Raw genomic sequence first — 12,763 nt, 5'->3', positions numbered from 1 at the left:
AGGGCAGCACAATGCAGGGTTTCCTGTATAATGGAAATATGAGCGAGCAACGGCAACAATCCTTGACCCTTACTGAAATTCGAGCGCGGCTTCGCGAAATGCTCCCGCAGTTGCGTGAGCAATATCACGTCCAATCATTGGCGGTTTTCGGCTCCTACGTGCGCGGTGAAGCCGACCGCCTTAGCGATCTGGATTTACTGGTTACATTTGACCAACCGCCCTCGCTGCTTCAATTCATGGCGATGGAATACGAGATTTCCGACGCCTTAGGCGTCAAAGTGGATTTGGTCATGCAAAGTGCCTTGAAGCCCCGTATCGGAAAGAGAATTTTGGATGAGGCAGTGGAAATCGCATGAGGAAACCCCGCCCTAATCCCGCATCCCTAATTCCTTAAACTCCTCATTCCCTTATTCCTCCCATGCTCTCCCGCATCTTTTCCTGTGCCGTCGTGGGGTTAGACGGCGTCATTGTGGAAGTTGAAGTGGACACCGCCCGCGGGATGCCCGCGATGGTCATCGTGGGGCTGCCCGACGCCGCGGTGCAGGAAAGCCGCGAGCGGGTACAGGCTGCGCTGCGCAACAGCGGCTTTGCCATGCCGCGCCGCCGCCTGACCATCAACCTGGCCCCTGCTTCGGTGCGCAAGGTGGGCACGATGTACGACCTGCCCATCGCCCTCGGCGTGTTGGCCGCCGACGGCCACCTGCCGCCCGGCGCGTTGGACGATGCCCTCGTGGTCGGCGAACTCTCGCTGGAGGGCACGGTGCGGCACGTCCGTGGGGTACTGCCCATTGCCGCCGCGGCGCGCGAACACGGCTTCCGGCGGCTGTTCGTGCCCGCGGCCGATGCCGCCGAGGCCGCGCTCATCCCCGAAATCGAAGTTTTCCCCGTGGCGTCCCTCGCCGCGCTGGTAGATCACCTTACCGGTGGCCAGCCCATCGCCCCTCAGCCGCCCATCCACCTCACCGACCTGCCGCCCGCGCAGGGGCTGGTGGATTTCAGCGAAATCAAGGGGCAGGAACACGCCAAGCGGGCGCTGGAAGTCGCCGCCGCGGGCGGGCACAACCTGCTGATGATGGGGCCGCCGGGGTCCGGCAAAACCCTGCTGGCGCGTGCGCTCCCCGGCATTTTGCCCCGCCTGACCATTGACGAGGCGCTGGATGTCACCCGCATCTACTCCGTCGCCGACCTGCTGCCCGCCGAAACGCCCCTGGTCACCCAGCGGCCATTCCGCGCCCCCCACCACACCATTTCCCACGCCGGGTTGGTGGGCGGCGGCAACATTCCCCACCCGGGCGAGGTTTCCTTAGCCCACCGCGGCGTGCTCTTCCTCGACGAACTGCCGGAATTCGACCGCCGGGTGCTGGAAGTGCTCCGCCAGCCCCTGGAGGACCACATCGTGACCATCAGCCGCGCCCAGGGCACCCTCACCTTTCCCGCCAACTTCATGCTGGTCGCGGCCATGAACCCCTGCCCGTGCGGCTACTACGGCGACCCGGTGCGCGCTTGCACCTGCTCCACGGGGGAAATCGCCCGCTACCGCAAGCGCATTTCGGGGCCGCTGCTCGACCGCATTGACATTCACATTGAGGTACCGCGGGTGGATTACGAAAAACTGAGCGCCGACCGCCGCGGCGAGCCTTCGGAAGCCATCCAGCAGCGGGTGGAAGCCGCCCGCGCGCGGCAACGGCAGCGGCTGGCTTCCGTGGGCAAGCAAAGCAACGCCGATATGGGCCCCGCGGAAATCCGCCGCTTTTGCCGGGTGGACGAAACCGGGCAAAACCTGCTCAAACACGCCATGCAGCAAATGGCGCTTTCGGCGCGGGGGTACCACCGTGTGCTCAAGGTTGCTCGCACCATTGCCGATCTGGAAGCCAGCGAAGCCATCCTGCCCCAGCACATTGCCGAGGCGCTGCAATATCGCCCCCGGTTGTTTGAGTTTTAACGCCAAGGGCGCCAAGAAGTTAACGCCAAGGCGCAAAGAGGTGACGCCAAGGGCGCCAAGGGACAGAAACGGGCGGCGTTTCTCAACCTCAATCTGTGAGATCGGTGGATTTTTTCCTGCGGAATCTGCGAAATCTGCGGTTTCTCCTTGCCGAGGCTGAACAGTTACGAATTTTAGTTCAGTTCGCAGAGGTCGTTTCGGGGACCAGCAGCCGCCACACCAGCAGCACCAACCCCACAGCAAGAAAGCCAATCCCGACGTTGACCACCTGCGGGTCGGGCGCAAATTCCGGGTCCAGGTACTGAAAACCCAGCACCATCACGCCTACGCCTGTGGGCACCCACCACAGGCCCGGCAGCGCCAGCAGCCGCCCGATGAGTGCAAAGGCCATCCGCCAGCGTTCGGCTGCGGTGGGCGTTTCTCGGATTTTCTGAAATTCGGGGGAGTTTTTCAGAAAATGCTGCGCTCCATGCTTCACAACCCATCCCATGCTGGCCCATGCCCGCAGGAACTTCACCGCCCCTGCCACCGTGAACGCCAACGCCAGCAACGCCACGAGCACCTGAGCCACCGTGAGGATAGCGGCGTTCATGTGCCCTTTGTGAAGGTAAGGGGCAAGGCTTTCCACCCACAACGACCAAAGAAAACTCGCGGCTGCAATCGTCACGCTGGCCCAGCCTACAATCCGCGCCCCGCGAGAAAGGGTGTCACGGGCAACAAACCATGCTATCAGGAAGAACGCAGCGGTGATGGTGATAATGGAGAGAATAGGTTCAAGCCAGGCAGGCATCTTTCACCTCCGTGCAAAGCGTGGCTTACCCGCCGCCCTGCCCGTTCAGCGTGCTCACGGCCCATTGGGCAGCCGAGGCGGGGGACTGTTTGCCGGTCAGCACCTGAGCGGCGGCCTGGTGCACCAGCGGCCCCAGCACGGTCAACACTTCCGGCGGCGGTGCGGGTTGCAGCACGGGGAGGATGCCTTTGACGAGGGCGCGATGCTCCGGGTTTTCCCATTTTTCCAGCGCAGACTGCCGCGGCGGCAGGTAGCCGGCGGCTTCCGTCCACTGGGCGACGAAATCGGGCGTGCCCAGGTCGGCGAGCAGCGCCACGGCGAGGGTTTGGCGGTTGGGGTCGGGGGTGGTCAGTGCCCAGAGCAGGCCATCGCTGAAAGCCACAGGTTTGCCGTTTTCCCCCGCGGGGATGGGGGCCATGCGCCGCGGGTCGGGCCCTGGCAACAGGTGTGAGATGCGGGTCAGTAGCAGGGCCTGGGCCTCCCCTTGATAACGCGCCCAGAGCATGTGGTCGTCGGTGATTTCCAGCAGGGCATTGCTCAAGAGGTGTTTGCTCTGGGCTTCCTGTAACAGTGTGAGCACGGCGGCCAAGGTGTCTTTGTCAAGAGAGGGGCGGCCGGTCTTGTCTTCCCACGCGCCGCCTGCCGCGCGATAGAGCGCCAGCAGAGCGTAGGCCTGGGGGTCACCCAGGGGGAGCACCCACGCTTGAGGGGCTTGTAACCAGGCTTCCCATGTTTTTGGGGGCTCGGGGAAGGCTTTGGGGTGGTAGACCAGGCCAAAGGCATCGCCAGCGAAGGGAACGCCGTAGGTCACGCCTTGCAGGGTGGCGAGGTGCTGGGCGTAGGGGAACCAATCGTCGGCGCTGAGGGGGGTGGTGAACGCGGCTTCGGGCAGGGGGAAGGCCAGCCCTTTGACGGCTGCGGCTTCCAGGAGGGTGCGCGGCATGAGCACGATGTCGGGTACGGCGTCGGGGGCGACGGTGCGGGTGGCGTTGAGGGTGGTGAGCATGGCTGCCGGACCATTGAGGGGCTTGACGCGCACTTCGATGGTGATGTTGTGCGCAGCGGCAAAGGCCTGCAGGCGCGTGTTCAGCAGGTCGGCAGCGTGGGGGGAAGCATCGGGCGCCAGGGATGGCGGCAACCACACCCGTAAATGGGTGGGAGGGGCGGCGGGTGTGGGAGTGGCTGTGGGTGTGGCGAGGCTGGTGGCCGTGGGCGTGGCCTGGGGAGCGGGGCGGGTTGTGCAGCCTGCGGCGACCAGGGCCAGCGTGGCGAAAAGAAGGGCAAAAATTTTGAATGCTCGCATAAGGCACCGGCTTGGGGAAATTTTGGACGGGAATGCATTATACCAAGGGGAAGGGTGGTGCGAGAGAGGAGGAATTTTGGAAAAATGGGGGTTCCCTACTGGCGAGAAGTTTACATCTGTGGTAACATTAAGGCCGGATGAGATTGCCCGTTTGAGGCTACTTTGAGGAAAGGATACCTACAATTATGTTACGCATTAGCCGACGAACTGATTATGCTGTACGGGTGTTGATTAGTTTAGCCATGCATCAGGATGAAGGCCCGCGAGTGGTTCAGGAAGTGGTAGATGAGATGCTTATCCCCTTGCCGTTTGTCAAGCGGATTGTGGCAGACCTGACCCATGCCGGGCTGATTGTCTCACGGCGGGGCAGCAAGGGGGGCGTGTGGTTGGCGAAGCCGGCTGAGGAAATCAGCCTGCTGGATGTGGTCGAAGCATGTGAAGAGCCTGTAGAAATTTCGCCGTGTATTGATGACCCCGACTTTTGCCCGTTGAGTGAGGATTGCCCGGTGCGAAAGCGCTGGGCGCGTTTGCGCGCGTTGATTCGGAAAGAACTGGGCGGTGTGAGCATCGCTCAGCTGGCGCGCGAGAGCCAGGGGGTCCCTCAGCGGGTTGCCGCGTTGTTGGAGTAGGGTGGTTCGGCGTTGGCCGTGCGGGCCACACGGACGCCGTTTGTGTGAGGAGCACCTTCTATCTCTCTTTTGGGCGTGTGGTGGCGCCCACATCCTGGCATCGTTAGGAGGTTTCAGATGAACCCACTTGCTTTGGCTCGGTGGCAGTTTGCCATCCTCACCATCATTCACTTCTTCTTCGTACCGTTGACGTTGGGCATTTCCATTCTGCTGGCGATTATGGAAACCGCCTACGTGCGGACGGGGAAAGAGGTGTACCGGGATGCCGTGAAGTTTTGGGGCAAGGTGTTTCTGATTAACTTTGCCCTGGGCGTGGTTTCCGGCATTGTTCAGGAATTCCAGTTTGGCCTGAACTGGTCGGAGTACGCCCGCTTCATGGGCGACATCTTCGGCGCGCCGTTGGCTGTGGAAGCCTTGCTGGCTTTCTACCTGGAATCTACTTTCATCGGTGTGTGGATTTTCGGGTGGGACAAGCTCTCGCCGAAGGTGCATGCCACGGTGCTGTGGTTGACGGCCATTGGCTCGAACCTCTCTGCAATTTGGATTTTGATCGCCAATTCGTTCATGCAGCGCCCGACCGGTTACACGATGGGGGAGCACGGCGTGATCATGAAGAATTTTGCCGAGGTGGCGACGAACACCAATGTGCTCTACCAGTTCCCGCATGTGTTCTTTGCCGGCATGACCACGGCGGCTTTTGTGGTCATTGGCTTGAGCGCTTACCTTTACCTCATCAAGCGCGGCGACAAAGCCATGCTGGACCTCTCGGTGCGCTGGGCGACGATCTACGGCCTCATCGGCGTCATTCTGGTGATGACCGTGGGGCACTTCCAGGGGCAGTTCCTCGTGCGGGAGCAGCCTTCCAAGATGGCCGCCGCGGAGGCGCTCTGGCATTCCGAACAGCCGGCGCACTTCTCGTTTTTCGCCATTCCTGACGAAAAGACGCAGACCAACCACCTTGATATCCGCATTCCTGCTTTCTTGAGCTACCTTTCGTATGGGGACTTCCACAGCAAGGTCGAAGGCATTGACGAAGTGCAAAAGAAGATGGAAGCCAAATACGGCCCCGGCGATTACATCCCGCCGGTGGGTGTGACTTATTGGTCGTTCCGCTTGATGGTGTATTCTGGGGGCTTGATGCTGTTGCTGTTGCTCTACCTGTGGTATTTGAACATCAAGGGCATTTCGATGGCTGAGAAGCCGTGGTTTGCCAAGGTCATGGTGTGGTCGATTTTGTTGCCTTACCTCGCCTCGACGACGGGGTGGATGATGGCCGAAATTGGCCGCCAGCCGTGGGTGGTATACGGCTTGCTGAGGACGAAAGATGGTGTGTCGCCCGCCTCGGTCGTGAGCGGTGGCGAAGTGCTCTTTTCGCTGTTGAGCCTGGGCGTGGTGTATATCGTGCTCACCTATGTAGGGGTCAAACTGGTGGTGAAGCACCTGCACGCTGCGCCGGCCCAAACTCCCGCGGCGGCCGACTAAGCCACGCGGCTCCGTTTCTTAGGAGGTTTAGCCATGGATCTCAAGACCCTTTGGTTTATTTTGATTACCGTGCTGTTTATTGGCTTCTTCTTCCTGGAAGGCTTCGACTACGGCGTGGGGATGTTGCTCCCCTTCCTCGGCAAGCGCGATGAGGAACGCCGGGCCATCCTCAATACGATTGGCCCCTTCTGGGACGGCAACGAAGTGTGGATGATTACCGCTGGTGGGGCGCTGTTTGCCTCCTTCCCGCAGTGGTACGCGACGCTCTTCAGCGGGTTCTATATTCCCCTCGTGCTGATGCTGCTGGCGCTGATTTTCCGTGGTGTGGGCTTCGAGTTCCGCAGTAAAGAGGAAAGCGAAAGCTGGCGCAGCACGTGGGACTGGTTGATCTGGATTGGCAGCCTGCTCCCTGCCCTGCTGTGGGGTGTGGCCATTGCCAACATTGTGCGTGGTGTGCCGATTGACGCCAACATGCACTACACTGGTGGGTTTTTCAACCTGCTCAACCCCTATGCCCTGCTGGGCGGCATTACCTTCGTGGTGCTCTTCTTGATGCACGGTGCAACTTACCTGGCGCTGAAACTCACCAACGGGCTGGAAAAGCAGGCCGCGCGCATTGCCAACCGCATGTGGGTGGCAACGCTGGTGGTGGCCGTGCTGTTCTTGCTCTACTCTTACCCTGAAGTGCTTTCCAAAGCCCAGTATCTGACGCTGTCGCTGGTCTTCCTGGGCATCGCAGTGGTTGCGCTGTTGCTCGATGGTTACTTCCTCAAGAAAGGCGACATGCTCAAGGCCTTCTGGGCTGGCGGCGTGACCATCTTGGGTGTGACGGCGGGCTTCTTCGCTGCGCTTTACCCCAATGTGATGCCTTCCAGCACCGACCCTGCCTATAACCTGACGATTTACAACGCTTCGGCCAGCCCGGCGACGTTGAAAATCATGACGGTGGTGGCGCTGGTGTTGGTGCCGATTGTGCTGGTTTACCAGGGGTGGACTTATTACACCTTCCGCCAGCGCATCAGCGCCAAGGACGAGATGACCTATTGATGGTGTTCATCGACTCGGAAGGGAAAACGGCGGCCTCATCGCGAGGCCGCCGTTGTTGTTTTGGCCCTGTTTTGGCGCACCGTGGGTGGAAGCGCGAGTGTTGAAGTGGCAGAGCACGCCGTTTGCGGGAAAGGGGAAGGCAAGGTGCACAGGGTTACAGCGCGATTTCCTTCTCGCTTAGCAGCGCCACCAGGAGCGCGGCGGCGTTTTCCGCATCGCGCACGTCGATCATCTCCGAGGGGCTGTGCACATAGCGGCAGGGGATGGAGATCGTGCCCGCGGGCACACCGGCGCGGCTGAGTTGAATGGCGCGTGCGTCGGTGCTGCCGGAAAGCAGCACTTCCCGCTGGTAGGGGATTTTGGCCTTTTCCGCGGCGGCAATCATCCAGTGCACTACCCGCGGGTCGGCCAGCATGCCGCCGTCGCGGATTTTGATGGCCGGGCCCGCTCCCAGTTTTACATCCACCATCGGCGGCACTTTGGGCGTGTCGCCCCAGCCGGTGACGTCCACCGCAATGCCTACATCGGGCGCAATGTGGAAAGCCGCGGTGGTCGCACCGCGCACGCCCACTTCTTCCTGAACGCTGAAGACGAAATAGACCTCGTGGGGCGTGCTCTTCAGGTTTTGCAGTGTGCGAATCAGCACAGCCACACCCACGCGGTCATCCAGGGCTTTGGAAACTACACAGGCGCCCAAATCTTCGAACGTGCGGTCGAAAGCCGCGACGTCGCCCACCTGGATGCCGTGGCCGGTGTCGCCCAGGTCAATGAACATCTGGTCGAGAGAAGGCGTTTTGGCGGGGTCGGCGGTCTTTTCCTGGTTGATGATGCCGACGCGGCCATTGAGGAAGCGCACGCGTCCGCCGAGGCAATACGCCGGGCGCACGCCGCCGATGGGCGCGAAGCGGGCAAAGCCGTTTTCGTCGATGTGGGAAACCATCACGCCGATTTCGTCCATGTGCGCGGCCAGCATAATGCGCTTGCCCTGGCCTTTGGCGCCCTTGCGCACGATGAGGTTGCCCAGGGCGTCGGTGGTGATTTCGTCGGCAAAATCGGCCACTAAATCGCGGATGGCATCGCGGATCTGGTGCTCGTAGCCCGAAGGGCCGGGGATTTGGGTAAGTTGTTGCAAAAGTTGTTTCATCGTTACCTCGCGAATGGTTGGTGAAAGAGGTTACAGGAAAGTAGCAAAGGTCTGCATAAGCAGGCGCAAATCGTCAAGGTGGTTTTGTAGCACCTCGTACACAATGCGGCGGTCAATGTCCAGATAATCATGCACCAGAATGTTGCGGAAACCTATCATCCGAGTCCATGTTTCTCGCAATTCAGGGGATATTTTGCCGGCGTCCGCGAGCAAATAAGCCACATCGCGGGAAACCTCTACCTGTCCCAGTTGCAAGTCGGCAATGATGTGGTTACCAATGTCTATTGTGGCTTCAATGGCAAGCTGCAAGAAGCGCTCTGCACTGCCATAGCGCTCAGGAGAGGCCAAAAACTCGGCTTCCGAATAACCCGCAAGCGTCTCAAGCACCCGAAGGTATTCTTCCAGTCGCTGAAGCCGCTTGCGAATAACTTCACGGCGTACCATCATGGAGCAATCTCTCCTTGTACGCTTCCCGGGCAACGCGCAGGTAAGGCTCAAAATCCCAATACTCCCGCAGGGTGCGCGAGAAGTAATCACCGTGGTGAAAATCGGGCGCGGCGTAGAGCAAAGTGTTGCGGCGAACGATCTCGTAGCGCGTGGTAAGGTCGGCCTGGTCTAAGAAAACGATGTCCACGCGGTCAAAACCTGCTTTGGTGAGGTCGGTGAGTAAATCCAGCAGGCGGTTGTGGAAGTCGGGCGTGCGCGGCAGGATGCCAAGGTCGATGTCGCTGTCGGCGCGCGCCGTCCCATCGGCGTAAGAGCCAAAAAGGTACACCGCCAAAATTTCGGGGTAGCGGTGGAAGACGGCTGACAACGCCAACAGGTCAAGAGCCTCGGCAGTTTTATCCACGCACCACCTCCGGCGTCAGCCGCCGCAAAGCGGCCAGCACAAGGTAGAAAGTGTGCTTCCAGTCGTCTATGCGGGCGATGGAAGCCGGGGAATGCAAGTAGCGCGCGGGGGTGGAAACCGACACGGTGGGAATGCCGCCGCGTTGTTTGTGGATGACGCCTGCATCGGTTGCCCCGCCGCCTGCCTGCCGGAACTGGTAGGGCAGCCCTTCAGCCTCTGCGGTTTCCACCAGGTGCTGAATCAGCCGCGGGTCGGAGAGGGTGGCGCGGTCCGCGATGTAAATGGCCGGCCCGTGGCCTAAGCGGGTGTTGTAGCGGGTGTTGGGTTCGCCGTCGTCGGTGGGCAGGTCGAGGGCGTGGGTGCAATCCAGCGCAAAGGCGAGGTCGGGCTCCAGGGCAAAGGCGGCCACTTTGGCCCCGCGCAGACCGACTTCCTCTTGCACGGTGAAGGCGGCCAGCAGGTCGATATTTTCCGGCGCGTGGCGCAGCAGTTCAATCAACAAGGCCACGCCGAAGCGATCGTCGAGGGCTTTGGCGCGGATGCTCGCGCCGGTGCGGGTGAACGGCGTGGCGAAGGTGGCGCGCATGCCGGGTTTGACCTTGCCCGCGTTTTCCGGGCCGACGTCGATGCGTAGCGTGTCCAGCTCGGGCACGCGCTGGCGGCTTTCCCGCGTGGTGAGGTGGATGGGCGTCATGCCAATCACGCCGGGGATGCGTTCCGGGCCGACCCACACCGCCTTGCCCAAAATGTTGCGTGTGTCAATGCCGCCCACCTTCCCGAAGCGAAAGAGCCCTTTGCCCTCGTCGTGGGTGAGCATGAAGCCGATTTCGTCCATGTGCGCGGCAACCATCACCCGCAGGCGGCGGGAAGCCGTGCCGCGCTTGCTCGCGAGGACGTTGCCGAGGGCGTCCACGCGCACCTCATCGGCCAGCGGGCGGACGTGTTCCAGCACGATTTTGCGCACCGCGCCCTCATCGCTGGAAACCGCCACAGCCTCGGTGAGGCGTTGCAGCAGGCGAGTTTGGCGCGCGCCGAAGGGGGGAAAGTCAGACAAGGACAAGGTGGCCTCCTGCAAGAAATTTTATCTATTACTGCAACAGGGTTGGTCAATCGTTCTGCGGAAGTTGAGCTACAGCCCACTTTCGCGTGTGTGGGTCATAATTAATTTGCCCTGTGCGTTTGAGGTACTGCTGTGCGTTACGAACCATGTGCTTCCAACGTTTACCAAAGTGCACACCGTTGATAATTCGCTCCACTGTATCATCACAAAGCTCAGGGTGTAATGCCTGAATAAGCGGATGCAGCTCCCGAGTCGTTAAAGGCCCTTGTGTCTGCAACAGGTACAAAATGGTTGAGGCAAAAATGCGGTTTTCGCTCGTGGAAGATGGGAATGGCCTAATGTTCTTCCCTGTTGGCCGTGCCGCCTGTAGAGAGCGCAAACGTGCCCGTATCAGAACTTCTTGTATTGAGGCCGCACTGGCCTTTTGTTCTTTGGAAAGTGTGTGGCGTCGCTGTTTTGCCAACCCTCCACTTAGCCGAACTAATCGGCTTAAATCTTCCTCTTCCAGGTTCCAGGGGCGTGCTGATTTCCTGAATGGCACTTACCCACTGATACGCTTCACGCACCATATTGGGTTCTTCCAGCCAGACCCCGACTTCACGATTGCGTCGCCAACCGCTCCATGTGAAATTTGCTGAGGTAATCAATGCCGTCTTTTGGTCAGCAATGTACACTTTGGCGTGTAAACCACCGAGGTGGAAAATATCGGCCTGCGGGCAATCTTTTGCCAGCAACGCCATCGCCTCGCTATCTACACTCCCGTCCAGCAAATGGTCCGAGGAACAGTTCACAACGCAACGGACGCGAATTCGCTCACCTTGTTCCCGTCGGCAGAGTGCATCACGGAGGGCTTCCACCGGCTCACGCCCGAGGAAAGGGGAAACCATGACAAATTCCGCCTCAGCCTGGTGGAAAAGGTGAAGAAAAGCTGCTTCCCATTCGCCGCTGATCAACCTGTTAGGCATTCCGCTATCCTTCGTGCGAGGCCCGCCCCACCACCTCATAATGCACCACTCGCGGCTCGAACTCCAGCAAATAGTCCTTGTCTTCAGGGTAATACTTCGCTTTTTCCACATCTTCGCCGGCGAAGGCGCGAATGGCGTCCAGGCTTTCCCAATAGGTCAGGGTGATGAAGTGGGTCACATCGCCTTCGGGGCGTTCCAGAATGTACACGCCCAGGTTGCCGGGCACTGATTGGTAATCGGGAATGGCCCGCGCGTTGAGAAAAGCGCGATAGGCCGCGGCTTTTTCGGTTGGCACGCGCCCGTGCCACATGCGTATGATCATCGTTCATGCTTCCCAGGTGGTGAGGTTTTCGGCTTCGCCCGCGAGGCTGAGGGCAAACTCGGCCAGCAGGCGGGCGGCGCGGCGGATGTCTTTCAGCGACACCATTTCCACCGGCGTGTGCATGTAGCGCAGCGGGATGCTGACCACCATGCTGGCCGCGCCCGCAGCCGCGACTTGCAATGCCATCGCGTCGGTGCCGGAATGCGTGGGCAGGTATTCCACATGGTAGGGGATTTCCAGACGCTCGGCCACGGCCTTGACGGCCGCGTGCACTTTGGGGTGAATGTTAGGGCCAAAGCCCAGCAAAATGCCCTCGCCCAGGGGGAAACCTTTGGCCTCGCCCACGCCGGGGCCGGTGGCAAAACTGACATCCACGGCCACGGCCACATCGGGGCGCAGTTCGTAGGCAATGGTCTGCGCGCCGCCCAGGGTTTCCTCTTCCTGCACCGTGGCGGAGAAGTACACATCCCACGCGGGCGTGCGGCCTTGCATGGCTTCCAGCGCTAAAGTGAATGCGGCCACCGACGCCCGATTGTCCAGCCCTGGCCCCATGATGGTTTCCTCGCCCAGCATTTCGGGCGGCTGGGCAAAGGCCACGCGGTCGCCGACGCGCACGCGCCGCGCCACCTGACGGGCATTCAGGCCGGTATCCACCAACAGGTGGGTGAGGGGCACCGGCTTGCCGCGCATTTCGGGGGGCAGCAGGCGGTCGGGCGGGGCCACCAACAGGCCGGGCAGCGCGCCGCCTTCTGTAAACACGGTGACGGCCTGGCCGGGGAGCACGCGCGGGTCGAGGCCGCCGATGGGCGCAATGTGCAGGAATTCGCCTTCCACCTTGCTCACCATCATGCCGATGGTATCCATATGCGCGGCGAAGAGCACGCGAGGGCGAGGTTCGGGCGCGCTGCCGCGGCGCAGCGCGGTCAGGGTGCCAATGGGGGAAACCAGCAGGTCGTCGGCGAGGGGCTGCCAGCGCGCGGCGAGGAAATCGCGCACGGGCGCTTCGGTGCCCGAAAGGCCAGGCTGGCGCAGCAGTTCGGGGAGGAATTCGGAAAGGTCGATGGGCATGGCGTTCCTCAGGGGGTAGGGGTGTCGGTTGGGGGTACGGGGGTGGGGGTGTCGGTTGGCGGTGCAGGCGTTGGCGTGTTGGTCGGTGTGGGTGTGGCCGTGGGGGGCACCGGTGTGGGGGTGTTGGTCGGCGTGGGGCTGGGGGGGGTTGGAGTGGGTGT

Annotated in this window: 14 protein-coding genes; 5 read left to right on the top strand and 9 right to left on the bottom strand. The window is 61.1% G+C overall.

The window, feature by feature from the left end; translation table 11 throughout:
• Positions 1 to 38 precede the first annotated feature (38 nt).
• Together ENJ54_11350 and ENJ54_11345 are read left to right on the top strand one after the other, a co-directional pair.
• Positions 39 to 356, top strand: a complete 318-nt coding sequence (locus ENJ54_11350; GenBank protein ID HFC10430.1) for a DNA polymerase III subunit beta — start codon at positions 39 to 41, stop codon at positions 354 to 356.
• A 62-nt stretch (positions 357 to 418) separates the two neighbouring features.
• Positions 419 to 1,942, top strand: coding sequence for an ATP-binding protein (locus tag ENJ54_11345; protein ID HFC10429.1), 1,524 nt, complete (start codon positions 419 to 421; stop codon positions 1,940 to 1,942).
• 178 nt (positions 1,943 to 2,120) lie between these two features.
• Here the strand turns inward: ENJ54_11345 and ENJ54_11340 are convergent, their stop codons facing one another.
• Together ENJ54_11340 and ENJ54_11335 are read right to left on the bottom strand one after the other, a co-directional pair.
• Positions 2,121 to 2,732 (bottom strand): hypothetical protein, encoded by a 612-nt coding sequence (locus ENJ54_11340; protein HFC10428.1) that lies wholly within the window; start codon positions 2,730 to 2,732, stop codon positions 2,121 to 2,123.
• A gap of 25 nt (positions 2,733 to 2,757) precedes the next feature.
• Positions 2,758 to 4,035 carry an extracellular solute-binding protein gene (locus ENJ54_11335; protein ID HFC10427.1) on the bottom strand — a complete coding sequence of 426 codons (1,278 nt, stop codon included), beginning with the start codon at positions 4,033 to 4,035 and terminating at the stop codon, positions 2,758 to 2,760.
• Between the two features lie 185 nt (positions 4,036 to 4,220).
• Between ENJ54_11335 and ENJ54_11330 the strand changes: the two genes are divergently transcribed.
• From ENJ54_11330 to cydB, 3 genes are all read left to right on the top strand, one after another.
• Positions 4,221 to 4,664, top strand: coding sequence for an Rrf2 family transcriptional regulator (locus tag ENJ54_11330; protein HFC10426.1), 444 nt, complete (start codon positions 4,221 to 4,223; stop codon positions 4,662 to 4,664).
• 117 nt (positions 4,665 to 4,781) lie between these two features.
• On the top strand, positions 4,782 to 6,146 hold the full coding sequence (locus tag ENJ54_11325; protein HFC10425.1) for a cytochrome ubiquinol oxidase subunit I: 1,365 nt from the start codon (positions 4,782 to 4,784) through the stop codon (positions 6,144 to 6,146).
• A gap of 33 nt (positions 6,147 to 6,179) precedes the next feature.
• Positions 6,180 to 7,193, top strand: coding sequence for a cytochrome d ubiquinol oxidase subunit II (gene cydB, locus ENJ54_11320; protein HFC10424.1), 1,014 nt, complete (start codon positions 6,180 to 6,182; stop codon positions 7,191 to 7,193).
• Between the two features lie 154 nt (positions 7,194 to 7,347).
• Here the strand turns inward: cydB and ENJ54_11315 are convergent, their stop codons facing one another.
• The 7 genes from ENJ54_11315 to ENJ54_11285 form a co-directional block, all read right to left on the bottom strand.
• Entirely contained in the window at positions 7,348 to 8,337 is a 990-nt protein-coding gene (locus tag ENJ54_11315) for a M42 family peptidase (protein HFC10423.1), read from the bottom strand.
• Positions 8,338 to 8,367: 30 nt separating this feature from the next.
• Positions 8,368 to 8,781: a DUF86 domain-containing protein gene (locus ENJ54_11310; GenBank protein ID HFC10422.1), complete on the bottom strand. Its 414-nt coding sequence runs from the start codon at positions 8,779 to 8,781 to the stop codon at positions 8,368 to 8,370.
• Positions 8,768 to 9,187, bottom strand: a complete 420-nt coding sequence (locus ENJ54_11305; protein ID HFC10421.1) for a nucleotidyltransferase domain-containing protein — start codon at positions 9,185 to 9,187, stop codon at positions 8,768 to 8,770. Before ENJ54_11305 ends, ENJ54_11310 begins: the two co-directional genes overlap by 14 nt.
• Positions 9,180 to 10,262: a M42 family peptidase gene (locus ENJ54_11300; GenBank protein ID HFC10420.1), complete on the bottom strand. Its 1,083-nt coding sequence runs from the start codon at positions 10,260 to 10,262 to the stop codon at positions 9,180 to 9,182. Before ENJ54_11300 ends, ENJ54_11305 begins: the two co-directional genes overlap by 8 nt.
• A gap of 320 nt (positions 10,263 to 10,582) precedes the next feature.
• Positions 10,583 to 11,323 carry a hypothetical protein gene (locus ENJ54_11295; protein HFC10419.1) on the bottom strand — a complete coding sequence of 247 codons (741 nt, stop codon included), beginning with the start codon at positions 11,321 to 11,323 and terminating at the stop codon, positions 10,583 to 10,585.
• Positions 11,217 to 11,534, bottom strand: coding sequence for an antibiotic biosynthesis monooxygenase (locus tag ENJ54_11290; GenBank protein HFC10418.1), 318 nt, complete (start codon positions 11,532 to 11,534; stop codon positions 11,217 to 11,219). The genes ENJ54_11295 and ENJ54_11290 overlap by 107 nt, the downstream gene beginning before the upstream one ends.
• A gap of 3 nt (positions 11,535 to 11,537) precedes the next feature.
• Positions 11,538 to 12,602, bottom strand: a complete 1,065-nt coding sequence (locus ENJ54_11285; protein HFC10417.1) for a M42 family peptidase — start codon at positions 12,600 to 12,602, stop codon at positions 11,538 to 11,540.
• Between the last annotated feature and the right edge of the window lie 161 nt (positions 12,603 to 12,763).

It is taken from the genome of Chloroflexota bacterium, from assembly GCA_011322445.1.
Taxonomy (GTDB): Bacteria; Chloroflexota; Anaerolineae; order Anaerolineales; family DRMV01; genus DRMV01.
Note: the sequence above shows the minus strand (reverse complement) of the source record. Positions and strands in the feature narration are given on the sequence as shown.

Coding starts and splice junctions, on each gene's coding strand:
- cydB (HFC10424.1), top strand. CDS start 6,180: ATGGATCTCAAGACCCTTTGGTTTATTTTGATTACCGTGCTGTTTATT.
- ENJ54_11295 (HFC10419.1), bottom strand. CDS start 11,323: ATGTGGAAAAAGCGAAGTATTACCCTGAAGACAAGGACTATTTGCTGG.
- ENJ54_11340 (HFC10428.1), bottom strand. CDS start 2,732: ATGCCTGCCTGGCTTGAACCTATTCTCTCCATTATCACCATCACCGCT.
- ENJ54_11310 (HFC10422.1), bottom strand. CDS start 8,781: ATGGTACGCCGTGAAGTTATTCGCAAGCGGCTTCAGCGACTGGAAGAA.
- ENJ54_11285 (HFC10417.1), bottom strand. CDS start 12,602: ATGCCCATCGACCTTTCCGAATTCCTCCCCGAACTGCTGCGCCAGCCT.
- ENJ54_11315 (HFC10423.1), bottom strand. CDS start 8,337: ATGAAACAACTTTTGCAACAACTTACCCAAATCCCCGGCCCTTCGGGC.
- ENJ54_11335 (HFC10427.1), bottom strand. CDS start 4,035: ATGCGAGCATTCAAAATTTTTGCCCTTCTTTTCGCCACGCTGGCCCTG.
- ENJ54_11330 (HFC10426.1), top strand. CDS start 4,221: ATGTTACGCATTAGCCGACGAACTGATTATGCTGTACGGGTGTTGATT.
- ENJ54_11350 (HFC10430.1), top strand. CDS start 39: ATGAGCGAGCAACGGCAACAATCCTTGACCCTTACTGAAATTCGAGCG.
- ENJ54_11325 (HFC10425.1), top strand. CDS start 4,782: ATGAACCCACTTGCTTTGGCTCGGTGGCAGTTTGCCATCCTCACCATC.
- ENJ54_11290 (HFC10418.1), bottom strand. CDS start 11,534: ATGATCATACGCATGTGGCACGGGCGCGTGCCAACCGAAAAAGCCGCG.
- ENJ54_11345 (HFC10429.1), top strand. CDS start 419: ATGCTCTCCCGCATCTTTTCCTGTGCCGTCGTGGGGTTAGACGGCGTC.